The sequence below is a fragment of the Paenibacillus sp. J22P143 genome, from assembly GCF_059692035.1.
The window spans coordinates 289,861-315,933 of record NZ_JCAUAQ010000004.1 but is presented as its reverse complement, the minus strand read 5'-3'; the positions used below and the strand labels follow the sequence as shown (position 1 = coordinate 315,933).

The following is a 26,073-nucleotide window of genomic DNA, read 5'->3' as shown; positions in this document are numbered from 1 at the left end:
GATGAGTTACGAGAAATTCGCCTATACGTACGATCGTTTAATGAACAACATGCCCTATGCAGATTGGCTGAGGTTCGTTAAGGAAGGCTTTGAACGCTTCGAAGTAAAACCAACAACGCTTGTGGATTTAGGATGCGGGACAGGCAATTTGTCTATTCCATTAGCTGCTGAAGGCATACAAGTGACGGGCATCGATCTTTCCGAGGATATGCTGGCCGTTGCTGAGCAGAAGCATAGCGAACAACCCAGTCAGCTTCGCGGCGGTGCCATTCGTTGGGTCCAACAGGACATACGTGAATGGGAGCTTAGCGAGGAAGTGGATGTTGCCATTTCATTTTGCGACAGTCTCAACTATTTGCTAGAGGAAGATGACATCGTGGATGCTTTCCGTCAGACATTGGCTGGGCTCAAGCCAGGTGGTTTATTCCTCTTCGATGTACATACACCAGCTCAATTGTTTGCCTACGCGGAGTCTCAGCCCTTTTTTCTAAATGAAGACGATGTTGCTTACATTTGGACAAGTGAGTTAGATGAGGAACGTGTTCAGATTGAACATGATTTAACGATTTTCGTCAAAGACAGAGGCTCAGGCGAAACCTTCCGGCGCATTGATGAAACGCATGAACAAAGAGCGTATCCCTTGCAGTGGCTAGAACGGATGCTAATCGAGGTAGGCTTTCGTGAGGTACATCAAGCTTCTGACTTTACGTGGGAGCAGCCAACGGATAAGACAGAGCGAGCTTTCTTTATTGCGAAAAAATAATCCTAAAGGGATTCGCCCTCGGCTTGACAGTGCGGCATTATTTTACATATAATCAAAGCTAATCAGTTGTATGGAAAGCTTAGATGAGGAATAGTACCTTGTACAGCATCTTTCAGAGAGTCGGAGCTAGGGTGTGAGCCGGCAGATGTTAGTCTTGAGAACTCGCCTCGGAGCTAGAAGGTGAACCGCTGGAAGTGAGGGCGCTAGCTGGATCGTCTCACCCGCGTTAAGGGGCAGAGTGAACACAGGTGAAGAATACCTTGTGTTAACTAGGGTGGTACCACGGGAATTATACCTCTCGTCCCTAGCGATATCCGCTAGCGATGTGAGGTTTTTTTGTGCGTATTTGCATACATGAGCAGAGAGCAACTTGAAGGAGGCATGGAGTCATGACACAGGAATTGAAAGAAACGAAAGAGCAACAAGGCTACAATCCGCAAGCGATCGAACCCAAATGGCAGGCATACTGGGATGCCAAGAAAACATTTAAGGTACTGGAAAATTCGGCTAAACCGAAATTTTATGCCTTAGATATGTTTCCTTATCCATCAGGCGCGGGCTTGCACGTAGGGCATCCTGAAGGCTATACGGCGACTGATATCGTTTCCCGTTTTAAACGGATGAGAGGCTTTAATGTCCTTCACCCAATGGGCTGGGATGCATTTGGACTTCCTGCAGAGCAGTATGCGTTGGATACAGGGAATGATCCGAGAGAGTTCACGAAGAAAAATATCGATACGTTCCGCCGTCAAATTAAATCACTCGGCTTCTCTTACGATTGGGATCGGGAGATTAGTACAACGGATCCGGAGTACTACAAATGGACGCAGTGGATTTTCATCCAACTCTACAATAAAGGTCTTGCTTATGTAGATGAGGTTCCAGTGAACTGGTGTCCGGCTCTAGGTACTGTACTTGCAAATGAGGAAGTTATTGACGGATTAAGTGAGCGTGGTAACCATCCGGTTATTCGGAAGCCGATGCGTCAGTGGATTTTGAGAATTACGGAGTATGCGGAGCGTTTGCTTGAGGATCTAGAAGAGCTTGATTGGTCTGAAAGTATTAAAGATATGCAGCGCAACTGGATTGGGAAATCAACGGGAGCTGAGGTTCAGTTCGTGATTGAAGGCCATGCTGAGAAAAGCCTAACGGTTTTCACAACGCGTCCAGATACATTATTCGGAGCAACTTACTGTGTATTGGCGCCTGAGCATGAGCTTGTTCAGCAGATTACAACAGAAGTGCAAGCTGCTGCGATCAAAGAATATCAAGAGAAAGCTTCACGCAAGAGTGACTTGGAGCGTACAGATTTGGCGAAAGACAAATCCGGTGTGTTCACAGGGGCTTATGCGATCAATCCGGTTAATGACACGAAAGTGCCAATTTGGATTGCTGATTATGTGCTTGGCGGATACGGCACGGGCGCGATTATGGCGGTTCCAGGTCACGATCAACGCGACTGGGAATTTGCGAAGCAATTCGACCTGCCAATTATCGAGGTAGTTCAAGGCGGAGACGTGGAGAAGGAAGCTTATGCAGGCGATGGTAAGCATGTCAACTCAGGTCCAATCGACGGTTTAAACATTGAGCAAGGGATCAGTCATATGATCGCTTGGCTTACGCAAAATGGCAAAGGCCGCGGTAAAGTAACGTATCGCTTGAGAGATTGGCTGTTCAGCCGTCAGCGTTACTGGGGTGAGCCGATTCCGATTCTTCACCTGGAAGATGGCACGATGAAGCCAGTTCCTGTGGATCAGCTGCCGTTATTGCTTCCACAAGTGGATGAAATTAAGCCATCTGGTACAGGTGAGTCACCACTTGCTAACGTATCCGAGTGGGTTAATACAATAGATCCTGAAACAGGCATGAAAGCTCGCCGCGAAACGAATACAATGCCGCAATGGGCAGGAAGCTGCTGGTATTACCTGCGCTTCATTGATCCGAAGAATGATCAAGCCTTCTGCTCGGATGAGCTGCAAAAGCAGTGGTTGCCTGTTGATTTGTACATTGGCGGAGCGGAGCATGCGGTTCTGCACTTGCTATATGCGCGTTTCTGGCACAAAGTACTTTACGATCTTGGTTTTGTTCATACCAAAGAGCCCTTCCATAAGCTTGTTAACCAAGGGATGATTCTTGGCGAGAACATGGAGAAGATGAGTAAATCTCGCGGAAACGTTGTGAATCCGGATGACATCGTGAGCGATCAAGGTGCGGATACATTGCGCATTTATGAAATGTTCATGGGGCCGCTTGAAGCGACTAAACCGTGGAATACAACAGGTGTAGATGGGATCTACCGTTTCTTGAATCGCGTATGGAGACTGTTCGTTGATGACAACGGCCAGGTTCAAGCGAAAATTAGCGGGGATGAAACGCTGGGCAGCGATACCTTCAAGCGCACGTGGCACCGCTCGATCAAGAAAATTACCGAGGATTACGAGGCACTTCGCTTCAATACCGCGATTAGCCAGATGATGATTTTTGTCAATGAGGCTTACAAAACAGAGCGTCTACCTCTGGAAGCGATGAAAAATTTCGTGCAAATGCTATCCCCGATTGCTCCTCATTTAGCGGAAGAGCTTTGGGAGAAATTGGGCGGCGTGGAATCCATCACATACGAAGCGTGGCCAGCTTATGATGAGTCGTGGACCGTGGATAATGAAATCGAAATCGTTGTGCAGATCAATGGTAAAATTGTTGACCGTGTCATGATTTCCAAAGATACCGATGAAGCTGCGATGGAGAAAATGGCCTTTGAACTCGACAAAGTCAAAGAAGCGACCGCCGGAAAGGCCGTTCGCAAATTGATTGTTGTTAAAGGTAAATTAGTCAATATCGTTGTAGGTTAATCACACAAAGTTATGCATTGAGAAGGCTACTGCTGTTGTTTCAAAGGAAAGAGCAGCTCTGCCTTCTCAATGTCTTCTTCATACTTGGCATGAGTAGCACGAATAACCTGAGAGAACACTCCGCAAAGCTCCTTCTCCAAAATACGTAAACCTTCAGCAGTAATGCCTCCAGGAACAGATACTCGCTTTTGCAAGCTAACTGGGTTGAAGCCTCCCGTTGTGAGCAGCTTTCCTGTACCTAAAGTCATTTCACTAGCCAGCAATGTGGCCTCCTCAGCAGAAATACCCGTTTCTTCCACAGCAGCATCGATAAAAGCTTGAATAAAGCTAGCAAGAAAAGCAGGACCACAGCTAGATAAATCAGAGGAAATCCTCGTATAATTTTCAGACACACGTATCGGAGTAGAGATATGCGTGAAAATATTTTCAAGCCACTCTTTATCCTCAGGCTGCATGCGATTCCCATGAATACATAACGTAGCACCGCTTAGTACGTAATTCGTGATACTTGGAATGATTTTACTTATTTTGGCTGGTAATAGACCTTCTAGATGCTTAATCAGGATAGGGCTCGTAATGGAAATTATAAATTGAGAGGAAAGCACGTCCTCTTTGATTTCATCAATAACCTTTTTGAATTCAGATGGTTTGACACATAAGAAAATCAAATCACTTCCACGCACGACTTCACGATTCGTTTCCGCCACTTGCAGGCCAGGATAGTTCTCCGCAAGAAGTTCAACTTTACGTAATGTTCGATTGCTAGCGATAATTTGCTCGGGATTGAACGCCCCGGAATGAATGAATGCTTCAATCAGAATACTTCCCATACTCCCAGTACCGATGAATCCAGCTTTCATCAAGTAATCCCTCCCGAAAAAATCAGTCTTTATACGAAAACCAACCTATTTACGCGGTCGCACACGATTCGTGTAGTCATTGGGACGCTTTTTCATGTATATGGTTGCCCATTCACAAATATGCTAAGAAAGAAGGTAGTCCGTGGATTTTTTTGGAAATAAAATAAAGAGGCTCTTGTTGATCCTTGGGGGCATCTCGCTTTTTATCTGGGTGGTGTGGCCATTTCTCCGCGGAGGACAGCCAACGATTCAAACGGCGTTTATGCCGATCAATACGCAGATGGAAGCGTTACTAACACAAGAGGCTAATGAGAAGAAAGAGGTAAAAACGACAGTAACGCCAAAGGCGAGCTCAACTGCAACTGCAACTTCAACCCCAACTTCAACCCCAACATCAGCCCCAACCCCAGCATCTTCAAAGACGGATTCAAAGATGACAACAGATGTTGAAGAAGCTTCCTCTACTACAGGGACTCGAAACATGACAACTTCTTCCAAAGCTGCACCCCCATCGACTGAAGCACAAAGTGGCCTTGTAAATTTGAACACCGCTACATTAGAGCAGTTAGATAAGCTGCCTGGGATAGGCGAAAGTAAGGCCAAAGCCATTATTGAGTACCGTACGAAGAAGGGGCACTTCAAACGAGTTGAAGAACTCATGGAAGTGAAAGGGATTGGGGACAAAATGTTCGAGAAGCTAAAGGAGCTAGTGTTTGTGGCTCCATCCTAGCTCATCTTTTCATTTCTAGTGAAATATGAGAAAATACTAGAAATAGTTTTGGTTTCGAGAATAGTAAATGAAAAAACGAGTCATCAGGAGGGAGTCAATCATCATGAGCATCCGGAAAGATTGGGATACGTATTTCCTAGATATCGCTTATATGGCCTCCACACGCTCGCGGTGTAATCGTAGACATGTTGGAGCAGTCCTTGTACAGGGGAAAAAGCTGCTTGGAACAGCTTATAATGGCGCTCCGATGGGCGTCCCGGATTGCACTGAAGAAGGTTGTATGCTAGTTGAGGAAATCGAGCTGAAGCTTGTTGCCGATGTAGAGGAAGTCGTGCGTAAGCACCGCTGTATACGTACGATTCATGCCGAGCAGAACTTGCTGTTGTTTACCGATCGCGAAGATCGCGAGGGATCCACAGTTTATGTGACCGATCAACCTTGCTGGACCTGCGCGAATATGTTAGCTAACAGTGGAGTGACCGAGATTGTGTTCCATCGAGGGTATCCGAAGGATCATGAGAAGGTTAGCCAGTTGATGGTAGCCAGAGGGATTTCATTCCGTCAGATGACAGTTTATGAACCACCAGCAGGTACGGTTTCTGAGGTAGTGAACTAAATAGTGAGTTTTGAGGGGAAGAACCTCTCTCTAGAAGCAGCCATGGGGTGCGCTAGGGGGAGGTTTTTTGTTTGTGAATAGCGGCGCGGACGGGCTAAAAGAGGGGCGTTCCGATGGAAGGCTTGGAAAACGAGCTAAAAGAAGAGCGCTCTGAGCGATAGGCTCGGAAAACGAGCTTAAAGTGGAGCATGATCTCATTCTCATTAAAAAGGAGAGATTCCCTATCATGAAAAGACCAGTTGTTCAAGGATGCTGTCTGTGGATAAGTGGGTATGTGCTCGCGATCTATACCGAGCTCCCGTGGCTGTCCTGGATGACGAGCGCGCTTTTGCTAGCCGCGCTCATCATCCTCTACGCGCTGCGTCTGCCTGGCCGGCAGCCGCTGGGCGCCCTGCTGCTGGTCGTAATAGCCTACGGCTATTATCAAGGGACCGACCAGCGCAACATCACTGCCCTGCCGCTAGCGCAGCAGGGGCAGATCAACGAGAGCGGCAGCGAGGTCACGCTGCTCGGTCGGTTTGCTAGCCCTGTCACCATTGACGGTGACAGGGCTAGCTTTACACTTGAAGCGGAGTCCGTCAGCTTCAACGAAGCCACCGCTTTCCCGCTCGGCGGGGAAAGCGTGCAGGTCTCGCTGCGCCTGATGGAGCAGGCGCAGCAGACGATCGCGTCGGGCTGGCGCCGAGGCGACGCCCTGACGCTAACGGGGACGCTGCGCAGCCCGTCCCCGGCCCGTAACTTCGGCGGCTTCGACTACCGCCGATACCTGCGCCTTCACCACACCCATTGGCTGCTTTCAGCCAAAGGGGTGGATCAGGCGCAGGTGCAGCCTGCGGCTGCGCGACTAAGCGTCGTCCAGCTGCTGCGCTGGAACGACGAGCTGCGCGCAATGCTCAGCAGGCGGATGGACGTGATCTTTCCCGCCTCGCAGGCGGGATTTATGAAAAGCATGCTAATCGGACTCACCGACGATCTGGATCCAGACCGTTTCCAGCAATTTTCGGAGCTGGGACTGACCCATATTTTAGCCATCTCAGGGTTGAATATAGCCGTGTTTCTAGGTGTATGCATCTGGATCATGCGCCGTTTGAAAATAGCGAAAGAGACCTATCTGCTCATCTGTATGTGCCTGCTTCCGTTCTACGTCCTCGTCACAGGGGCATCCCCGTCCATTGTAAGAGCAGGACTCATGTCAATGATTGCGTTGTACGCAGCTAGGCGTGGAGGAATGAAGGAGGTGCTTCACATACTTGCAGTCGCCGCATGGGCGATGCTTCTATGGGACCCTTACTTTTTGCTCGATGTTAGCTTTCAACTATCGTTCTTAGTCACACTGGGGCTCATTCTTGGAGTGCAAAGAGTAACTGAATTGCTGTCCCCTTATGTCACGTCCCCGACTCTCAAAAACACCCTCGCCATCACGCTAGTCTCACAATCTGTCTCTTTCCCTGTCTCGATTTACTATTTCAATCAATTCTCTTTGTTGTCTTGGTTAGCAAATGCCGTGTTGGTTCCTGTAATCAGCATGATTGTGTTTCCGGCAGGCTTGGTTGCACTCGCACTCGGTTTGGTCTATATCCCCCTAGGTCAAAGATTAGGCTCACTGATCGCTTGGCTGAATGAATTCATATTTTGGATAACCGATCAACTTCAGCAGATTCCTCATCTCAAAATGATTTGGCCATCCCCAAGTATACCGTGGATCTATTTTTATTACGGTTTCCTGGTTCTCGTTTATATACTTTGGCAACGCAGCCACTTAAGCACTACTGATGAGCCTCCCATCATGCTGGATTTTAGTAGAGGCACTAGTAGAAAGAAGATAAGTGTGAAGTTGAGTCTATTTCTTGTAATCGGTGGTTTTCTAATGCTCTTGTGGATCGGTTATTCGCCGGATCGCTTTCAACGAACAGGTCTTGTGCAATTTATTGATGTCGGTCAAGGCGATGCCATTCTGATTCGTACACCTTATGGTCGCCATTTGTTAATCGATGGAGGAGGGACACTCACATTCCGCAAACCGGGTGATGAATGGAAAATTCGCAAAGACCCTTATGAGGTAGGGCAAAAGCTACTTGTTCCTCTCCTAAAGAAACGAGGTATACAAAGCTTAGATCTTCTTGTGCTCACCCATGAGGATGCCGACCATAGTGGCGGGTTACAGGCTGTTATTGAACAAATTCCAGTAAAGCAATTTCTCTTTAACGGGACTTTTAAGGAGAGCAGCAGCATGACGACCCTTTTTTCGACCCTCGTGCAAAAGCGAGTGCCCTTATTACCCGCACAAATGGATGATTGGATCGATATTGACCCACTGACAAGATTGCAAGTGATTTATCCGCTTGAAACGAACCAGACGATGATCGAAATCGTCAAAGAGCAGAATGCTAGATCGGTTGTCTTTTTGCTCGAAATGCAAGGAACACGTTGGCTGTTTACAGGGGATATGGAGAAAGAATCCGAAGCGGAAGTGCTTGATTATTTGCGTGATTTTTCCTCCGCCGCCTCTTCCGCATCAGAGCACAAAATCGATGTTCTCAAAGTAGCCCACCATGGCAGTAAAACTTCGACAACCCCAGATTGGTTGGCGTATTGGAATCCAGCAGTAGCCGTAATTTCTGTGGGTGCCATGAACACATACGGACATCCTTCTCCAGAAATAATGGATCATTTAGTCAAGGCAAACATGGGGATATTCAGAACAGATCTTATGGGTGAAGTGCAAATGGAGGTTCGAAATGAGGGGATTTTCACGCGAATGAAGCTAAGGGACTAGGAAATCGGGAAAATATTCAAGGATAGAGTCTTTTGACTCATAAAAATAGGTAAAAGGAAATATTTCCCGCAGAATTTTTAATTGAAATAATCATTAATTGAAAGAGTTTTCGGGAAATATGTCGAAATTGCAAGGGAGAAGGTTGGGAAAATACATAAAACGACATGGCAGTGGAGAAAAGTTCGGAGCAATTACGAATCAGTGATGGATTAGTCGGATTGTCTTCCAAACTTGAGCACCTCTCGAATGCACTTCAAAATTCCTTGTCTAAATTTAAGGTTTGATACTTATACACAGTGGCCTTAGCTGGAGCATTTCCTTGTGGAAGTGTTCCTCTAAGGCTTTTTCGATGTGAATATGCTGCTAATTTGAAACTAATTGATCTTTTTTACGTCTAAAAGGTGTTATATGGCTTATTATTTGTTATTCTGATAGATGCAAGATGTACTATATTTATTCTAATATTATTGCAACCTTATGAGATGTGATTGCGTCAGTAAGATTGCAAGGGGGAGGGATCCCAGTGATAGCACCCGAACTGGTAAGATCAGCACAAGCCGGTGACCGTGATGCGCTCATTACCCTATTGCGAGAGATTGAGTCTCACGTTTATCGGACGGCTTTTTATATTTTGAATAATGAACAGGATGCGCTTGATGCTTCGCAGGAAGCACTTCTTCGGATTTATACCAAAATTAATTCCTACGAAGAAAAAGCCTTGTTTAAAACGTGGGTGCAGCGGATTGTTACGAACATCTGCATCGATAAATTTCGCAGAGCGAAACCAACGGTTTCAATGGATGAGCATGAGATGACGTTTACAGCTGATAATAATGTAGAACACGAAATATTGACAGGCTACCTAGCTCAGGATATTAGAGAAGCAATTGAGAAGCTTCCCGAACACCATCGCACTGTGGTTGTTCTTCGTTATTTGCAGGACTTTTCGTATCATGAAATTGCAGAATCACTCAATTTACCACTTAATACGGTGAAGTCTTACTTATTCCGAGCTAGACACACCTTACAGTCGCTACTCCAAGATTATCAGAAAGGAGGTGTTCGGGGATGAAATGTCAAGAGGTGATGTTGTACATGCAAAGACAGCTAGATGGAGATTTAGCTCCAAAAGAGGAAGATGAGCTGCATGCTCACCTTATGCATTGTTGGGACTGCGCCCAGATGTTTGAACGTCTGCAGGCATTGTCGAACGAATTGTCCCAGCTTCCTAAGGTTACGCCGCCTTTCAGCTTGGTTGATGCCATTATGCCACAGCTGCTTGAATTGGATAAACAAACAGAGAAACCTAAGACGGACAATGTTGTTACCTTTCCTTCAATTGTTTCTCGTGCTGAATCTGAAGAGCTTAAACGCTCAAGTTCGAGCCGTTTTAAAGATCAGTTCTCGTGGAAATTCGCAAGCGGCGTTGTTGCCGCGGGATTGATTATTGGATTCTTTGCATTTAATATGCAGAATCCTCTTATCGACAATGCGGACGGATTGATTCCTCATAGAAGTTCTGAGACCAAGAGCAAATCTGAAAAAAGCGCTGCCACTGCTTCTGACATGAACCAAGTGCAAGGAAACGATGACAAAGCTTTAAAACAAGAAATCGCACCGTCTAACGAGGGGTTACCGAACGCCTCAACGGCAGATACCTTTGTAAAAGGGACAGAAAATGCTAATTCGTCAGTAGTCAGTGGGATTTTGCCGCAGGCTACCTCCAACGCGCAGCTTGAGAAGCCAGGTGCTTACAGCGCGCCAGCCGGTGGAAGTGACTCGGGGGCTAAACAAATATCGCCGTCTACGTCACCGCCAGAGCGACTGAGGGATGTTGACACATTCGATGCAAAGACAAAGATAGATAATGTTGATCAGACTTCGAAGTCAATTACTCCTGCGGCAGGCTTGAGCGTACCGATATCATCGCTAGAACCGAAAGCGACGGAGTCGCCTGAGAGGAAATCAGCTCCGGTTCCTACTGTACAACCTACAAGTACAGACCGTACAAATGTGAGTCAAGGTTTCCTCTCCTTATCTTCTACACTTGAGGATACGATGCTGAAGTCTACAACAGGTATATATGTGGCTACTGTTGAAGATGCACATGTTGTCATTCGAAATAGCCTTACGCATGAGATTATTTATGCTTCCAAGCATGTATGGCAGGCAGATGATCAAATCAAGCTGCTGGAGTGGTCGAAGGATGACAAGTTGTTCTATGAGGTTACGAGTAAGGGAACCCTCCAAACTATTCTTATCGATGTGATTGAGAAAACGGAAGCCAATAAATAAAAGTAAGAATCGTTGCACCAAACTGGCTTTGCTTGCGTAAACTATCTTAGGAAACAAGGGACAGTTCATTCATCCACACGTGCTAAGGTTTCTAGAGCCTTAAATCGGTGTTTAAATAGACTGGCAAAGGGATTGCTTCAAGGTCTTCGGACTTTGACGTAATCCCTTTGTTGTTGGTAAAATGAACGGGAGGGGTGAATGCCAGTTATGGACGCGAAAAGAGCATTAAAAGATATACAAGCAGGCCGCCCGGCACCCGTTTATTTGTGCTACGGTCCTGAGAAATATAAAATGCGCGAATTTATTCAAATTCTAACGGATTCGTTAATGGGTCCGGAAGATCGGGAATTTGCTGTGAGTAAGTTTGATTTGAGTGAAATGCCACTTTCATCGGCGTTAGATGATGCTGAAACATTACCATTTATGGTGCCCAAAAAGCTGGTCATTGCTAAAAATGCATTATTTTTCACAGGTGCAAAGGAAAATACGAAGCTTGAGCATAATATGGATCGCTTGACTGCTTATTTGAAATCACCCGCGGAGCATACGGTTGTAGTATTTACGGTGGATGCCGATAAATTGGACGAGCGTAAGAAAATAGTAAAAGCATTAAAGGACATGGAGGCCGCTGTGCCGTTCCTATCTTTGAGTTCTGAAGAATTGACGCACTGGGTAGCTAAACAAGCTAGTCAGCTTGGCTTTACCTTCCTGGGCGGGGCTGCAGAGCAGTTGATTTTATACACGGCTGGTAATCTGCAATCGTTATCGGCCGAGCTAGAGAAGATTTCGTTGTATGTGGGAGCCGGTGGTGAAGTGACGTCAGACGTCATTGATCAGTTGGTCACGCGGAGCACGGAGCAGAACGTGTTCATTCTTATCGAAGATATCGTAAATGTGCGGTTGGAGCGGGCTTTCGTGATCTTGGAGGAGCTTCTGAAGCAGCGTGAAGAGCCGATCAAAATCGCTTCGCTCATTGCGAGGCAGTTCCGCATCATGCTGCAGGTCAAAGAGCTTGGTAAACAAGGATACTCACAGCAACAGATGGCTTCACAGATTGGTTTACATCCTTTTGCGGTCAAAGTGGCAGAGGGGCAGGCCCGGAAGTATGATGGGGAGAAGCTGAGCCGGATTATGGGCGAGCTGGCTGATCTCGATTTGCAGATGAAAACGGGGAAAATCGATAAGGTTTTAGGGTTGGAATTATTCCTTCTTAGGCTGGCTGCCTAGGGAGGGATATGAAAAAAGACTAATTCTCCAAGGAGGATTAGTCTTTTGCTTTATGTCCGTGTATTACGCTTGAGCCGTAAGAGCGTTTAGCTTTTTAGCTAGACGGGACTTCTTGCGGTTAGCGGCATTTTTATGGATTAAACCTTTAGAAGCAGCTTTATCTAATTTCTTGGAAGCAGAAACTAGAGCTTCAGGGGTTAAAGCTGTTTCGAAAGCTTTCACAGCAGTACGCAAAGCGGACTTGTGGGAAGCGTTGCGAAGACGACGCTTTTCGCTAACTTTTACTCGTTTAATAGCGGATTTAATGTTTGGCATGAAATTCACCTCCTACTTACAAAACACGTTCAACGTTACATTTGTATGTTTGCTGACAACTTTAAGTATTCTACCACGCAATATTTCAAAATGCAAGAGCTGTCAATAGGTTTTCAGTGGTCTTCATCTGCATAAGGGGCTGGCTTCTGTCGCACAATAAGCAAAGTCATTTCTATATTTGGAGAAAGGGGACTGTTAATGGACTTAGGCGCATTTAATACACAAACCGATCTTGCACTTGATGCAAGGGATATGGTCCACGCAGCCAATCAAGGACAGCCGATTCCTGGGATTGAACAGGAATTTACACGGGAGAACGGCATCCGCGTTACCAAAATTAATGTTCTCAACGAAGAAGGATCCAAGGCGCTTGGCAAAATGCTTGGTCATTATATAACCATTGAAGTACCTGCATTACGAGAGAAAGACAGTCAGCTCCAAGATCGTGTTGCAACAAAGCTAGCTCAGGAGTTCGAGCAGTTTTTGCGGCAAGTCGGCATTCCCAAGAATGCAAAAGCCCTTATTATTGGTCTGGGAAATGGCAATGTAACCCCCGATGCATTAGGTCCACTTGTTGTTGAAAATATTATGGTCACCCGACATTATTTTGAGCTAGTTCCTGAAGATGTGAGCCCAGGATATCGTGCTGTGAGCGCCGTGGCTCCTGGAGTTCTAGGTACAACGGGGATTGAAAGCAGCGATATTGTGCAAGGCATTGTAGATAAATCCAAGCCCGATTTCATCATCGCCATCGATGCGCTCGCTTCGAGATCCTTGGACCGTGTGAACACGACGATTCAAATTGCGGATACGGGCATCCACCCGGGATCAGGTATCGGCAACAAACGCAAAGGCTTAACGAAGGAGCAGCTGGGTATTCCCGTTATTGCGATTGGTGTCCCGACCGTTGTATATGCCTCAACCATTGTGAATAATGCCTTTGATCTGATGCAGAAGCATTTCAGCGGTCAAACGAGCAATACGGGACAGATTTTCGGACTTCTGGACAATATCAACGAGGACGAGCGGTTGCAGCTAGTGAAAGAGGTGCTAAACCCAGTAGGACATGATCTGCTTGTCACACCGAAGGAGATTGACCAGTTTATTGAGGACATTGCTAATATCATTGCAAGCGGCTTAAATGCGGCTCTACATGACGCAGTGGATGTCGATAACGTAGCTGCCTATACTCACTAATTGAAATGAAAGAACTGAGCCCACAGGCGTGGGGGCAGTTCTTTTTGGCGTTTGAGCATCCCGCAGAATTCCTTCTCACGTCTTCAATGATTTCAGCACTCACTACTTAATCCTTCTCTATGATAAAAACTTCTATTGAAGCCCTTCGTGGTTGAGCGACCGCGTTTCAAAAGTTGTTTTTATCGCCAATAAGCATTTGTTCTTCCGAATCTCGGAAACTTGTAAATTCTTATGTGGTCAAAAAATCTAGCGAAACTAGTTCTATCGTTCGGGCTCGTTTCATAGATTGAATTAAGATAGTTTAGGAGGCATGGTTAACTATGAAATGGACATCAGCCACATGGAATTTCAGCCAAGTTCGCAAAACCTTTCAGAGCGCCAGTTCCGTCGGGAAAACATTTATGGTACTCAGCACCTCGACCTTAGCTCTTTTCGTACTTATTGGGCTGGGTGGCGTCCTGCAAAGCAGAGTAATGACCACATCGCCGGTTTCTTCCATGAAAGGTCTGGCCGCATCCGTCACCAATCAGTTTTTCATCGATATGCTGGGTATGGAAGTCCCTCATTTACATAAGGATCAGAAGAAGTTCACTTTCTCCCAACACAATGTGTTTCACTTCGCTTTTCAAATGATGACAGATATTAATCCGAGCGATCCCAAAAGCTTAGTCGCAAGCGAAGTGCCTGGTATGGAAGTGAATAATTCGACGGTGCTGGTGCAAGGTAGTGCAACAAACCCAAGCTCGCCGATTGATTACGGTCCAGGTAGTGCTGCAAATTTAGAGGCAGAAGCTAGATTTCCACTTCCATCGCCATCGGTGGAGCCAACACCAACTAGCAGCTCAACCCCAGCTCCAAGTGTGATTGGTCAACCACCCAAAACCGCAGGAGATAATGTCGCTTTTATTTATCAAACACATAGTAATGAGTCATTTCTACCAGAACTGAAAGGCGTAACAGACCCAGATAAAGCCTACAGCGATAAAGTGAATATCATCTCCGTAGGTCAGCGGCTAGCTCAGAACTTAGAGAAAGACGGCATTGGGGCTGTTCATTCCTCGACAGTTTATCCTAGCACTGTCAAAGGTTTTTCATATCCGTACTCTTACAAATACTCCGCAAAGACATTGCAAGAAGCAGTCGCATCGCATAAGGATCTAAAATACTTCTTCGATATTCACCGTGATTCAGCTGCACGTAATAAAACTACAGCAACCATAGACGGCAAGGATGTCGCACAGGTGTATTTTATCATCGGTGGAAAAAATCCGAACTGGAAAAAGAATGAGGAATTTGCAAGCAAAATTCATCAGGTGCTGGAAGAGAAGCACCCTGGTGTCTCGAAGGGGATTCATGCGAAAGAAGCAAGCGAGGGCAATGGCTTATATAACCAGAACATTTCAACTAATAGTATTTTGATAGAAGTGGGCGGTCCGTACAATACCCTCGAGGAATGCTATCGAACGACCGATTGGCTGGCAGAGGCGATTTCAGAAGTAATTTTGAATGCGAAAAAAGTGGATGCACCGGCGGTGACGCCTAAAAAATCATAAGAAAACGCTTAGGAGGCAATGCGATGAGGCTGAGGCACTTTTATATCAAGGTAGGTTTGTTTGGACTCTTGCTGCTGTTCTGTATTTTGTTCGGCGTCAGTCTAGCATCTAGCGGCATGGAACGCATTGAAGGTCCTCAGCCTTCCTCCAAAGCATCACCGCAAGTGGCACCTACTAAAGCGCCTAGCAAAGTAACCACAACTGTCGCCAAAGCAACGCCTACGCCTACTCCAGCCGTTAAAGATACAGCAGTTAAAGCCAAACAACCTGCTGAGCCAAAAGCCGAGCCTGTTGCCATTCATGATAATTCATTAAACCGTGTAGGGAATAAATTGGGTGAGGTTTTACAGATTACTGCGCATCACGGGATTAAATTGTTTATCTCTGTATTTGATGCTGTTTTAGGCAAAGGCTAGCCGTGCATTGCTCCGACTTCCCACAACTGCTATAATGAAAATTATTTGCATGTAGTGGGGGTTAGTCTTTAGCATGACGGACATTCGAGAAAGACAACAAAGAATTCGCAACTTTTCAATTATCGCTCATATCGATCACGGTAAATCAACACTAGCTGATCGCATACTGGAATATACAGGTGCATTGTCTTCACGTGAGATGCAAGAGCAAGTTCTCGACCAGATGGATCTGGAGCGTGAACGGGGGATTACCATTAAGCTTCAAGCGGTGAGATTGGCTTACCGCGCTGATGATGGTGTAGATTACATCCTTAACTTGATTGATACACCAGGACACGTAGACTTTACCTATGAGGTTTCACGAAGCCTAGCTGCATGTGAAGGCGCATTGTTGGTTGTCGATGCGGCTCAAGGGATTGAAGCTCAAACATTAGCAAACGTGTATCTCGCATTGGAAAATAATTTAGAAATATTACCTGTCATTAATAAAATCGATTTACCAAGCGCAGACCCGGATAAAGTAAAGCAAGAGATCGAAGACGTGATCGGACTTGACGCTAGTGATGCTGTACATGCTTCAGCCAAAGCGGGTATCGGTATTAAAGAGATCATTGAGCAAATTTGCTTGAAGGTACCAGCTCCGCAAGGGAATCCTGACGCACCATTGAAAGCCTTGATTTTCGACTCCCATTACGATAGCTACAAAGGCGTAATCGTGTATGTACGGGTTGTAGATGGTTCGATCAAAGCAGGCTCCAAAATCAAAATGATGGCAACGAACAAAGTGTTCGAAGTTATTGAAGTCGGTGCGTTCAAACCGAGAATGTCATCTGTTCCTTCCCTTGAAGTTGGGGATGTTGGCTTTATTGTTGCCGGTATTAAAAATGTCGGAGACACCCGTGTCGGTGACACGGTAACAGAAGCGGAACGTCCTTCACCGGATGCACTGCCAGGTTACCGTCGGATTAATCCGATGGTATTCTGCGGATTGTATCCCATCGAAACGACAGATTACAACGATCTGCGTGAAGCGCTGCAAAAGCTTGAACTCAATGATGCTTCCTTGCGTTTCGAGCCTGAAACCTCAACAGCGCTAGGCTTCGGCTTCCGTTGCGGATTCTTAGGACTCTTGCACATGGAAATCATCCAGGAGCGGATTGAACGTGAGTTCAACATTCCGTTAATCACAACAGCACCTAGCGTTATCTATCGGATTACATTGACCAATGGCGATGTTATCGACATCGATAATCCATCCAACTATCCGGATCCACAGCGAATTGACTTCGTTGAAGAGCCTTACGTGAAAGCTTCTGTTATCGTACCCAATGATTATGTAGGGACAATCATGGAGTTGTGCCAAGGCAAACGCGGCGAATATTTGAATATGGAATACTTAGATACGAATCGTGTTACATTGACGTACGAAATTCCGTTATCTGAGATCGTCTACGATTTCTTCGATATGTTGAAATCTCGGACAAAGGGCTATGCTTCCTTTGATTATGAAGTTAGCGGCTACAAGAAATCGAATCTGGTGAAAATGGACATCTTGCTCAACGCGGAGCAAGTCGATGCACTTTCCTTCATCGTTCACCGTGATACCGCGTATCACCGCGGTAAAATCATATGTGATAAGCTCAAGGAGCTCATCCCGCGGCAAATGTTTGAAGTGCCGATTCAAGCGGCAATTGGACAGAAGATCGTGGCTCGTGAGACCGTTAAAGCGATGCGTAAAAACGTACTTGCCAAATGTTACGGCGGTGACATTTCACGTAAGCGTAAATTGTTAGACAAGCAAAAAGAAGGTAAGAAACGCATGAAGCAGGTCGGTAGCGTCGAAGTGCCGCAAGAAGCGTTCATGGCTGTTCTGAAAATCGACGAATAGAAGCATGGAATGAAAAGCTGGGGTGGCAGCGTACGCTGTCCCTTGGCTTTTTCTCAAAATATAGCATTTATATGTTTCACTCGATAGTTCGGCTATATTTCTCCATAAACGCTCGCGTCCTTAGAGGACGGTGTAGCCGTTTATTTTGATTGTGACCATGGAAAGGAATACCCCTTATGTTAGTTACTTATACAACGCCTACAGCGGTGTACATTCATATCCCCTTTTGCACAAATAAATGTCATTATTGCGATTTCAACTCGTATGTGCTCAAAGGTCAGCCCGTTATGGAATATCTAGACGCGCTAGAGCGCGAAATGGAGCTTACTGTCCGCAATCATCCACCTCAGAAGGTGGAGACGATATTCGTAGGAGGCGGTACGCCTACCGTTTTGCTTCCAGAACAAATGGAACGCTTCCTGAGGATCGTGCGTACGTATTTCCCAGCGGATCGTGCGGAAGTCGAATTCTCAATGGAAGCAAACCCAGGAACAACGGACGAAGATAAGCTGGCAGTGATGAAAGCTGGCGGCGTGAATCGCATTAGCTTTGGTGTGCAATCTTTTAACAATGACATCTTGGCGGCGATCGGCCGTATTCACAATACAGATGATGTGCATAGAAGCATCGCCAATGCGAAAAAGCTAGGCTTCGATAATTTATCCATCGATCTGATGTTCGGACTTCCGAAGCAAACGGTGGATATTATGCAGGCTACACTAGATGAGGCGCTCTCACTCGATTTACAACATTACTCGATTTACAGCTTAAAAGTGGAAGAAAACACATTGTTCCACACCTTATTTAATAAAAATCAGCTGCCGCTTCCGAGTGAAGATGAGGAAGTCGATATGTACGAGCTCATCATGCGAAGATTGGAAGGAGCGGGTTACAAGCAATATGAAATCAGTAACTTTGCCAAACCTGGTCGCGAAAGCAGACATAATACGATGTATTGGCGCAATCGTTCCTATTACGGATTAGGCGCTGGTGCACATGGGTATATGAATGGACAACGTCATGTGAACGTGAAGGGCATTCAGCCTTACATTGACGCAACGAAGCTTGGTTTGCCAATCTTGGAACAATCTGAAGTCACGCCTCAGGAAGCCATGGAAGACTTTATGATGGTAGGCTTACGACTGCTTGAGGGTGTCCGCAACAAGGATTTCATGGATCAATTTGGGATCACCATTGAATCTCAATTCGGATCTACGCTTCAAGGTTGGTTGTCAAAAGGGCTGCTTGAACAAACTTCCGAAGGGTATCGATTGTCCAAACATGGCATTCTACTCGGTAATGAAGTGTTCGCTTCTTTCCTAACATAAGACGGAACCTTTGAGCAAAAAACGCTTGTGCATTTATACGTATTGTTGTATATTTATACATGAATCCACAAGCGAAACAGCGGAAAGCCGCAGAGCGCTAGCGTGGCTTTTATGCATTTTTTGCGATTGGTGGGTGGGGAAAGCGTGAATACATCAACTACAGTGTCAGTAAGAAAAGCTTCGGTGGATGATATCGATAAGCTTTATGAAATTATACAGGGGTATGCGGGGCAAGGCATCATGCTGCCGCGTAGCAGGGAAATGCTTCAAGACCAAATTGATACTTTTGTTGTCGCTGAACTAGACGGCTTATTGATTGGCTGCGGTTCGTTGACGAGGTTGGGGCCAGATCTAGTTGAGATTCGCTCACTGGGAATGACGCCTGGCTACAAAGGACAAGGAATCGGCGGCAAGCTCGTAAATTTCTTAGTTGAAGAGGCAAGAAGCCAAGGAATTATTAAAGTCATGGCACTTACTTACGAAGTTGCTTTCTTCCTTAAAAACGGCTTTACCCTCGTTCCGAAGGAGATTTTTCCGGAGAAGGTTTGGAGAGACTGCATGCATTGCAAAAAACAGTATTGTTGCGACGAAATCGCCGTACTTAAACGATTGGATTGACTTGACAACAGACCTTAGGGTCTGTTATTTTTGTATTAGGATTTAGCACTCACTAAATACGAGTGCTAACGAAGATGACGAATAGTGAGAAGTGAGGAGGAGGGGTACTCATGTTGACAGAGCGCCAACGCATGATTTTAAGTGCAATCATTGATGATTACGTTCGTTCAGCAGAGCCGATTGGTTCGCGAAGTATTTCGAAGCGCGGGAATGTTGGGTTTAGTCCAGCAACCATACGTAACGAAATGTCTGATCTCGAAGAAATGGGCTATCTTGAGCAGCCTCATACGTCCGCAGGTCGTATTCCTTCACACAAAGGTTATCGCTACTATGTCGATCATTTGTTGAAGCACGGCTCCTTACACAGTCATGATTTGGACTCCATGAAGGGTGCCTTCGCAGAACGTATTCAAGAGATGGAAGGTGTTATTCAGCACGTTGCTGGCATGCTTTCCAGTCTTACGAATTACACGTCTATTGTGCTCGGTCCTGAGGTATTTAGTACGACATTGAAGCATATCCAGATCATCCCGATTTCGGATACAACTGCTGTTGCGATCCTGGTGATGAATACGGGGCATGTTGAAAATAAAACAGTAACGATACCTGAAGGAATTCCGATGTCGGAAATCGAGAAGGTCGTAAATATATTGAATACAAGGCTTAAGAATGTGCCATTGGTTCAGTTTAAATCCAAGCTTTACAATGAAATTTCGAATGAGTTAAGCAAATATGTAAATGGGTATCAAGAGCTTCTTGGTTTGGTGGAAAGCGTACTTCAAAGTGATGAGAAGGATCGCGTTTTTCTTAGCGGGATGACGAATATGCTCACACAGCCTGAATTTAAGGATGTGGAGAAAGTGAAGAGCATTTTTGATCTGCTGGAAGAAGCACCAACCCTGATTAAGTTATTTACTCCGTCAAATGAAGGCATTGAGATTAAAATTGGTGCTGAAAATAGTATTGAAGCGATATCGAATTGCAGTTTAATTACAGCCTCTTATTCCATAGGTGGTACGCCGCTTGGCACAATTGGTATTTTGGGACCTACCCGGATGGAATATGGTAGAGTGATCGGCTTGATGGAACACCTATCGAAGCATATGGAATTGGTCCTAGGACGTTGGTATGGCAAATGACAGGAGTCAAACCCATGCACGGTGAAGGTGAAGAACGCTACTCAACACTTGTTAATAATGCGGCCGCTGTAAGAGCGATCTGCTCAGCAGTCGAAGGAACACTAGGTCCTAAAGGGCTAGATACGATGCTTGTCGGCGGCCAAGGCGATGTCATTATTACGAATGATGGCGTCACTATTTTGGAAAAGATGGATGTTACTCATCCTGCTGCTAGGCTAATGATTCAAGTCGCTCGCAGCCAACAACGCCAGATTGGTGATGGCACAACAACAGCGACGGTGCTTGCTGGTGCGATGGTGCAAGAAGGCGTCGCGCAAGTGACACGTGGCGTGCCTGTAGCGAAAGTTGTTACGGGCATGCTGCAGGGGATCGATTTAGCTGTAGCTAGCTTACAGGGTCGAAGTCGATCGATTGTGAGTTTGGCAGATCGCGCGTTGCAGCGTATCGCCTATACAGCAGGTCGTGAACAGACAGACATTGCGAAGCTTATCATTCAAGCGGCCGAAGCCGTCGGTGAGGCGAAGCTGCGCGAAGAAGGCTATCGCTTCGCGGATAGCGTGCTCGCGCATGAAGAAGCGAGCAGTGAGGTTTGGACCGGCATTCTGTTGAATCAGAAGCCGATGAACCTGCATATCGAGCAGGAGCGTCGAGATGCACGCATCCTCGTGCTGCACGATGCCCTGGAGCCTGAGGCGGTCAGCGAGGAATCGCTGGTCACCGAGGCAGGCTTCCAGCGCTACATGCAGCTTCGGGAGCTCTTCCGCAGCAGCCTCGGCTCGCTGCTGGAGCTTGGCGTCGGTCTGATCGCATCAGATCGAGGGGTTGACCCTGAGGCGGAGCAGTTCTGCTCCGACCACGGCATTCTCGTGCTGCAGCGGCTGTCCCGCCGGGACCTGCAGTTGCTGAGCGAGCACACCGGCGCTAGGCCGGTGCGGCGCACGGCGCTGCGCAAGAGCGCGCCGGAGCTGAGCGCTGCGCTCGGTCACGCGGGCTATGCCGCGTATGACGAGCGGCTGGAGCGCGTGCGCGTGGCGCAGGGTCACGGTGAGCAGCACGTGACCGTGATTGTTGGCGCCGCGACGCGCGAAGCGGCGCATGAGCGCTCGCGCATCGCGAAGGACGCTGCGTCAGCCGTTCAAGCCGCCGTGCGCGGCGGGTACTTGCCCGGCGGCGGCGCAGCGGAGATGGCCGTCGCGCATGATCTGGAGCGTGTGCGCGAGACGATGAAGGGCATGGAGGGCTTTGGTGTGGCCGCTGTCGCGGGTGCACTGCGCAAGCCATTGTCGCAAATCGTGGTGAATGCAGGCTACAATCCGCTCGAGAAGGTTGAAGAGCTGAAAGCGGCCCAGCTTGCACAAGATACGGACAGCCTAGGCATCGATTGCGATACGGGGCTGATTACGGATTTCGTGGAGGCAGGGATCATGGATCCGACAGATGTGAAAATTCACGCGCTGCAAGCGGCTGGTGAAGTGGCTGCCGCGGTGCTTCGTATCCATACAGTGATTAAGATGAAGCAGCCTTTTGAAGAAAACTAAAGATGGGCAAACTAATCCCAAATAAGTCGTGTATTATGTTTAGGAGGTGAAGGACAATTGAGTACTGGAGATAACAAAACAACTGCAGAACAAGAGATGAATACTACATACGCAGCCGACAACGAACCAACTACAGAGCAAGCTGAGGTAGTGGAGGACGTGGAAGTTTCCGAGGACGCGAGTGCAAATAGCGAATTGGAACAGGCGCGTGTGCAAGCCGAAGAAAACTATCAGCGTTTATTACGCGTTCAAGCGGACTTCGACAACTTCCGTCGCCGTGCAAGAGCGGAGAAGGAAGATTTCGCGAAATACGCTTCGCTAAAATTGATTGAACAGCTATTACCGATTGTGGATAACTTTGATCGCGCGCTGTCTTCAAGCAAAGAGACGAAGGATTTCGATGCATTGGTGAAGGGCTTGGATATGACGTACCGCGGCATGGATCAACTATTAACTGCTGAAGGGCTTAAGCCTATCGAGGCAGTTGGTCAACCATTCAATCCTGAATTCCATCAAGCTGTTATGCAAGTGGAATCTGAGGAGCATGAAGAAGGTATCGTAGTAGAAGAATTGCAAAAAGGATATATCCTTAAAGACAAGGTCATCCGACCTGCAATGGTTAAAGTTAGCGTATAAAGGATCTTATCTTTTTTAAATAAACTAATGACGTTCCTATGGAACATAAGGAGGATCTTTACATGAGTAAAGTAATTGGTATTGACTTAGGTACTACAAATTCTTGCGTTGCCGTTATGGAAGGCGGAGAAGCTGTTGTAATTCCAAATCCGGAAGGCAATCGCACAACCCCATCCGTTGTAGGTTTCAAAAAGGATGGCGAGCGTGTTGTTGGTGAAACAGCCAAACGTCAAGCGATCACAAACCCTGATAAAACAATCAGCTCCATCAAGCGTCACATTGGTACGAACCACAAAGAGAATATTGATGGCAAAGACTACACGCCACAAGAAATCTCTGCCATTATCCTGCAAAAGCTGAAAGCTGATGCGGAAGCTTACCTTGGCCAAACGGTTACACAAGCAGTAATCACAGTTCCTGCTTACTTTAACGACAGCCAACGTCAAGCGACGAAGGATGCTGGTAAAATTGCCGGCCTTGAAGTTCTTCGTATCGTCAATGAGCCTACGGCTGCTGCACTTGCTTACGGTTTGGAAAAAACAGAAGATCAAACGATCCTCGTTTATGACCTTGGTGGCGGTACATTTGACGTATCCATCCTTGAGCTAGGCGATGGTTTCTTCGAAGTTAAAGCAACAAGCGGCGACAACAAATTGGGCGGCGATGACTTTGACCAAGTTGTTATGGATTACCTCGTAGCCGAATTCAAAAAAGAGCAAGGTATTGACCTTTCCAAAGATAAAGCGGCAGTACAACGTTTGAAAGATGCTGCTGAAAAAGCGAAAAAAGAACTTTCCGGTGTTTTGACTACGACTGTTTCCCTTCCGTTCATCACGGTTGCAGACGGCGTGCCTCAGCATTTGGAGTTGAACATGACGCGTGCGAAGTTCGATGAGCTTACTTCCGGACTTGTTGAAAGAACACTTGGACCAACTCGTCAAGCACTTCAAGATTCAGGTTTGTCCACAAGCCAAATCGACAAAGTTGTTCTTGTTGGTGGATCCACGCGTATTCCTGCGGTTGTAGAAGCGATCAAGAAATTGATTGGTAAAGAGCCTCACAAAGGTGTTAACCCGGATGAAGTTGTTGCTCTTGGCGCAGCTGTTCAAGCTGGTGTCTTGACTGGTGAAGTGAAAGACGTTGTTCTTCTTGACGTAACACCACTTTCCCTTGGTATCGAAACAGCAGGCGGCGTATTCACGAAAATGATCGACCGCAACACAACGATTCCTACTACGAAATCACAAGTGTACTCCACTTATGCAGATAACCAAACTAGCGTTGAGATTCACGTTCTTCAAGGTGAGCGCTCCATGGCTAGCGGCAACAAAACACTTGGCCGTTTCATGCTAGGTGACATTCCTCCAGCTCCGCGCGGCGTTCCGCAAATCGAAGTTAGCTTCGATATCGATGCGAATGGTATCGTTAACGTGTCTGCTTTGGATAAAGGAACAGGCAAAAGCCAAAAAATCACGATCACTTCCTCCAGCGGCTTGAGCGATGCGGAAGTTGAACAAATGGTTAAAGATGCAGAAGCACATGCTGAGGAAGACCGCGCACGTAAAGAGCTTGTAGAAGCTCGTAACGAAGCGGATCAATTGGTATACTCCGTTGACAAAACGATCAAAGATCTTGGCGACAAAGTAGACCAAGGCGAAATCGACAAAGCGAATGCAGCGAAAGAGAAAGTAACAGCTGCTCTAGCTGGCAACGATCTTGAAACGATCAAAAAAGCTACTGAGGAATTGACGGAAGTTATCCAACAGCTTTCTGTTAAATTATATGAGCAAGCTTCGCAAGATCAAGGTCCTGATGCGAGTAGCGGCGCAGGAGAAGCTCCAAAAGGCAGAGAAAATGTTGTTGACGCTGACTACGAAGTGGTTGACGAACCTAAAAAATAAACATATTCTAACTAAATAGAAGTTTAAAGAAGTTTTTTAAACACTGTTTGTTACGCATGAAACGTAAGAGTCAAAGCCAAGGGGAGGTTCTCCGTGGCTTTGACTTTCCGTTTGTAGTCTTGAACATGGGAGTGGAACAAGTGAGTAAACGTGATTATTACGAGGTGTTAGGTCTCGGCAAGAATGCTTCACAGGATGAGATCAAGAAGGCTTACCGTAAAATGGCACGTCAATATCACCCTGACGTGAATAAAGCGGCCGACGCAGAAGATAAGTTCAAAGAAGCGAAAGACGCCTATGATGTTCTGAGCGATGATCAGAAGCGCAGTCAATATGATCAGTTCGGACACGTAGATCCGAATCAAGGATTTGGCGGCGGCCAAGATTTCAACGGCGGTTTTGGGGATATCTTTGATATGTTCTTCGGTGGGGGCGGCGGTGGAAATCGTCGTAATCCGAATGCACCGCAGCGCGGTAACGATTTGCAATACACGATGACAGTGGAATTCAAAGAAGCTATTTTCGGCAAAGAATTAGATATCAACATCCCGCGAACCGAAAATTGTGACACGTGTAGTGGTTCAGGTGCTAAGGCAGGTACAAAACCAGAAACATGTGGCGGCTGTCACGGCAGCGGACAACAGGAGGTTGTACAGAATACAGCGTTTGGCCGTATTGTGAACCGCCGTGTTTGTACGTCTTGTAATGGTTCTGGTAAAATCATCAAAGAAAAATGCGGAACGTGTCATGGCGCCGGTAAAGTGAAGAAAACGCGCACGATTCACATTAAGATTCCAGCAGGTGTGGATGATGGCGCTCAGCTTCGCGTTTCTGGTGAGGGTGAAGGCGGAACACGTGGAGGCCCATCTGGTGACCTTTATGTCGTGATTCGCGTGAAATCTCATGAGTTCTTCCAACGTGAAGGCAATGATGTATACTGTGAAGTACCATTGACTTTCATGCAGGCAGCGCTTGGTGATGAAATTGAAATTCCAACGCTTACTGAGAAAGTGAAGCTCAAAATTCCAGCTGGTACGCAAACGGATACGTACTTCCGTCTCAAAGGCAAGGGCGTTCCGCATCTGCGCGGCTTCGGTCAAGGGGATCAGCACGTGAAGGTCATCGTGATGACACCGACCAATTTGTCGGAAGATCAGAAGGATTTGCTTCGTCAGTTCGGCAAGCAAAGCGGCGAGCATACGCATGAGCAGAGCCAGTCTATTTTCGAACGTATGAAAAGAGCCTTCTTAGGCGATTAGAAAGTAAAAACATCTCGAGTGTGCGAATGACAGATTGTATCTGTGTATTCAAGCGCCCGAGGTGTTTTTTTGTTTTGTTTACCCTCTTCTAACAAAACCTATCCATTTTACAAGATATTCATATGAGATTGACACTCTCCAAATCTATGAGTCTTATGCTAGTAAGGAG

Annotated in this window: 21 protein-coding genes and 1 other annotated feature; of the genes, 19 read left to right on the top strand and 2 right to left on the bottom strand. The window is 46.5% G+C overall.

The annotated features are described in order from the left end of the window. Position 1 precedes the first annotated feature (1 nt). Positions 2-763 (top strand): class I SAM-dependent DNA methyltransferase, encoded by a 762-nt coding sequence (locus AC58PQ_RS10595; protein WP_497241899.1) that lies wholly within the window; start codon positions 2-4, stop codon positions 761-763. 71 nt (positions 764-834) lie between these two features. Further along, positions 835-1,072 (top strand) — a binding site (T-box leader). A gap of 80 nt (positions 1,073-1,152) precedes the next feature. Next, entirely contained in the window at positions 1,153-3,612 is a 2,460-nt protein-coding gene (leuS, locus tag AC58PQ_RS10590; protein WP_497241898.1) for a leucine--tRNA ligase, read from the top strand. A 26-nt stretch (positions 3,613-3,638) separates the two neighbouring features. On the opposite strand, the gene comER is transcribed toward leuS, so the two are convergent. Beyond that, a complete protein-coding gene (comER, locus tag AC58PQ_RS10585; RefSeq protein ID WP_497241897.1) occupies positions 3,639-4,472 on the bottom strand; it encodes a late competence protein ComER in 834 nt (277 codons plus the stop codon). A gap of 142 nt (positions 4,473-4,614) precedes the next feature. Between comER and AC58PQ_RS10580 the strand changes: the two genes are divergently transcribed. The 6 genes from AC58PQ_RS10580 to holA all read left to right on the top strand — a co-directional run bounded on the left by AC58PQ_RS10580 (position 4,615) and on the right by holA (position 12,116). Continuing rightward, the gene (locus tag AC58PQ_RS10580; protein ID WP_497241896.1) at positions 4,615-5,202 is read left to right on the top strand and encodes a ComEA family DNA-binding protein; all 588 of its coding nucleotides are present in this window, start codon (positions 4,615-4,617) and stop codon (positions 5,200-5,202) included. 103 nt (positions 5,203-5,305) lie between these two features. Next, a complete protein-coding gene (locus AC58PQ_RS10575) occupies positions 5,306-5,818 on the top strand; it encodes a deoxycytidylate deaminase (protein WP_497241895.1) in 513 nt (170 codons plus the stop codon). A gap of 226 nt (positions 5,819-6,044) precedes the next feature. Beyond that, positions 6,045-8,594, top strand: coding sequence for a DNA internalization-related competence protein ComEC/Rec2 (locus AC58PQ_RS10570; protein ID WP_497241894.1), 2,550 nt, complete (start codon positions 6,045-6,047; stop codon positions 8,592-8,594). A 523-nt stretch (positions 8,595-9,117) separates the two neighbouring features. After that, complete coding sequence (locus AC58PQ_RS10565; RefSeq protein WP_497241893.1) at positions 9,118-9,666, top strand: RNA polymerase sigma factor; 549 nt, start codon at positions 9,118-9,120, stop codon at positions 9,664-9,666. Further along, positions 9,663-10,889: an anti-sigma factor family protein gene (locus tag AC58PQ_RS10560; protein ID WP_497241892.1), complete on the top strand. Its 1,227-nt coding sequence runs from the start codon at positions 9,663-9,665 to the stop codon at positions 10,887-10,889. Before AC58PQ_RS10565 ends, AC58PQ_RS10560 begins: the two co-directional genes overlap by 4 nt. Positions 10,890-11,096: 207 nt before the next feature. After that, positions 11,097-12,116, top strand: coding sequence for a DNA polymerase III subunit delta (gene holA, locus AC58PQ_RS10555; protein ID WP_497241891.1), 1,020 nt, complete (start codon positions 11,097-11,099; stop codon positions 12,114-12,116). A gap of 63 nt (positions 12,117-12,179) precedes the next feature. Here holA and rpsT read toward each other — a convergent pair whose 3' ends face one another. Next, complete coding sequence (gene rpsT / locus AC58PQ_RS10550) at positions 12,180-12,431, bottom strand: 30S ribosomal protein S20 (RefSeq protein WP_065850436.1); 252 nt, start codon at positions 12,429-12,431, stop codon at positions 12,180-12,182. 192 nt (positions 12,432-12,623) lie between these two features. Between rpsT and gpr the strand changes: the two genes are divergently transcribed. From gpr to dnaJ, 11 genes are all read left to right on the top strand, one after another. Continuing rightward, complete coding sequence (gene gpr, locus AC58PQ_RS10545; RefSeq protein WP_497241976.1) at positions 12,624-13,628, top strand: GPR endopeptidase; 1,005 nt, start codon at positions 12,624-12,626, stop codon at positions 13,626-13,628. Between the two features lie 320 nt (positions 13,629-13,948). Next, complete coding sequence (gene spoIIP, locus AC58PQ_RS10540) at positions 13,949-15,181, top strand: stage II sporulation protein P (protein WP_497241890.1); 1,233 nt, start codon at positions 13,949-13,951, stop codon at positions 15,179-15,181. 23 nt (positions 15,182-15,204) lie between these two features. Continuing rightward, entirely contained in the window at positions 15,205-15,597 is a 393-nt protein-coding gene (locus AC58PQ_RS10535) for a DUF3679 domain-containing protein (protein WP_497241889.1), read from the top strand. Between the two features lie 73 nt (positions 15,598-15,670). Then, a complete protein-coding gene (gene lepA / locus AC58PQ_RS10530) occupies positions 15,671-17,485 on the top strand; it encodes a translation elongation factor 4 (RefSeq protein ID WP_497241888.1) in 1,815 nt (604 codons plus the stop codon). A 176-nt stretch (positions 17,486-17,661) separates the two neighbouring features. Continuing rightward, complete coding sequence (hemW, locus tag AC58PQ_RS10525) at positions 17,662-18,813, top strand: radical SAM family heme chaperone HemW (RefSeq protein WP_497241887.1); 1,152 nt, start codon at positions 17,662-17,664, stop codon at positions 18,811-18,813. A gap of 144 nt (positions 18,814-18,957) precedes the next feature. Continuing rightward, entirely contained in the window at positions 18,958-19,431 is a 474-nt protein-coding gene (locus AC58PQ_RS10520; protein ID WP_497241886.1) for an N-acetyltransferase, read from the top strand. 110 nt (positions 19,432-19,541) lie between these two features. Beyond that, positions 19,542-20,570 (top strand): heat-inducible transcriptional repressor HrcA, encoded by a 1,029-nt coding sequence (hrcA, locus tag AC58PQ_RS10515; RefSeq protein WP_497241885.1) that lies wholly within the window; start codon positions 19,542-19,544, stop codon positions 20,568-20,570. 14 nt (positions 20,571-20,584) lie between these two features. Then, positions 20,585-22,108: a TCP-1/cpn60 chaperonin family protein gene (locus tag AC58PQ_RS10510; protein WP_497241884.1), complete on the top strand. Its 1,524-nt coding sequence runs from the start codon at positions 20,585-20,587 to the stop codon at positions 22,106-22,108. A gap of 57 nt (positions 22,109-22,165) precedes the next feature. Further along, positions 22,166-22,744 carry a nucleotide exchange factor GrpE gene (gene grpE / locus AC58PQ_RS10505; RefSeq protein WP_497241883.1) on the top strand — a complete coding sequence of 193 codons (579 nt, stop codon included), beginning with the start codon at positions 22,166-22,168 and terminating at the stop codon, positions 22,742-22,744. Between the two features lie 62 nt (positions 22,745-22,806). Further along, on the top strand, positions 22,807-24,645 hold the full coding sequence (gene dnaK, locus AC58PQ_RS10500; protein ID WP_497241882.1) for a molecular chaperone DnaK: 1,839 nt from the start codon (positions 22,807-22,809) through the stop codon (positions 24,643-24,645). A 125-nt stretch (positions 24,646-24,770) separates the two neighbouring features. Continuing rightward, positions 24,771-25,904: a molecular chaperone DnaJ gene (gene dnaJ, locus AC58PQ_RS10495; protein ID WP_497241881.1), complete on the top strand. Its 1,134-nt coding sequence runs from the start codon at positions 24,771-24,773 to the stop codon at positions 25,902-25,904. Positions 25,905-26,073: the final 169 nt, after the last annotated feature.

Bases quoted from the DNA above. Each gene is read 5' to 3' on its own strand.
- AC58PQ_RS10595 (WP_497241899.1), top strand. From the start codon at position 2: ATGAGTTACGAGAAATTCGCCTATACGTACGATCGTTTAATGAACAAC.
- leuS (WP_497241898.1), top strand. From the start codon at position 1,153: ATGACACAGGAATTGAAAGAAACGAAAGAGCAACAAGGCTACAATCCG.
- comER (WP_497241897.1), bottom strand. From the start codon at position 4,472: ATGAAAGCTGGATTCATCGGTACTGGGAGTATGGGAAGTATTCTGATT.
- AC58PQ_RS10575 (WP_497241895.1), top strand. From the start codon at position 5,306: ATGAGCATCCGGAAAGATTGGGATACGTATTTCCTAGATATCGCTTAT.
- AC58PQ_RS10570 (WP_497241894.1), top strand. From the start codon at position 6,045: ATGAAAAGACCAGTTGTTCAAGGATGCTGTCTGTGGATAAGTGGGTAT.
- AC58PQ_RS10560 (WP_497241892.1), top strand. From the start codon at position 9,663: ATGAAATGTCAAGAGGTGATGTTGTACATGCAAAGACAGCTAGATGGA.
- holA (WP_497241891.1), top strand. From the start codon at position 11,097: ATGGACGCGAAAAGAGCATTAAAAGATATACAAGCAGGCCGCCCGGCA.
- rpsT (WP_065850436.1), bottom strand. From the start codon at position 12,431: ATGCCAAACATTAAATCCGCTATTAAACGAGTAAAAGTTAGCGAAAAG.
- spoIIP (WP_497241890.1), top strand. From the start codon at position 13,949: ATGAAATGGACATCAGCCACATGGAATTTCAGCCAAGTTCGCAAAACC.
- AC58PQ_RS10535 (WP_497241889.1), top strand. From the start codon at position 15,205: ATGAGGCTGAGGCACTTTTATATCAAGGTAGGTTTGTTTGGACTCTTG.
- lepA (WP_497241888.1), top strand. From the start codon at position 15,671: ATGACGGACATTCGAGAAAGACAACAAAGAATTCGCAACTTTTCAATT.
- hemW (WP_497241887.1), top strand. From the start codon at position 17,662: ATGTTAGTTACTTATACAACGCCTACAGCGGTGTACATTCATATCCCC.
- hrcA (WP_497241885.1), top strand. From the start codon at position 19,542: ATGTTGACAGAGCGCCAACGCATGATTTTAAGTGCAATCATTGATGAT.
- AC58PQ_RS10510 (WP_497241884.1), top strand. From the start codon at position 20,585: ATGCACGGTGAAGGTGAAGAACGCTACTCAACACTTGTTAATAATGCG.
- dnaK (WP_497241882.1), top strand. From the start codon at position 22,807: ATGAGTAAAGTAATTGGTATTGACTTAGGTACTACAAATTCTTGCGTT.
- dnaJ (WP_497241881.1), top strand. From the start codon at position 24,771: ATGGGAGTGGAACAAGTGAGTAAACGTGATTATTACGAGGTGTTAGGT.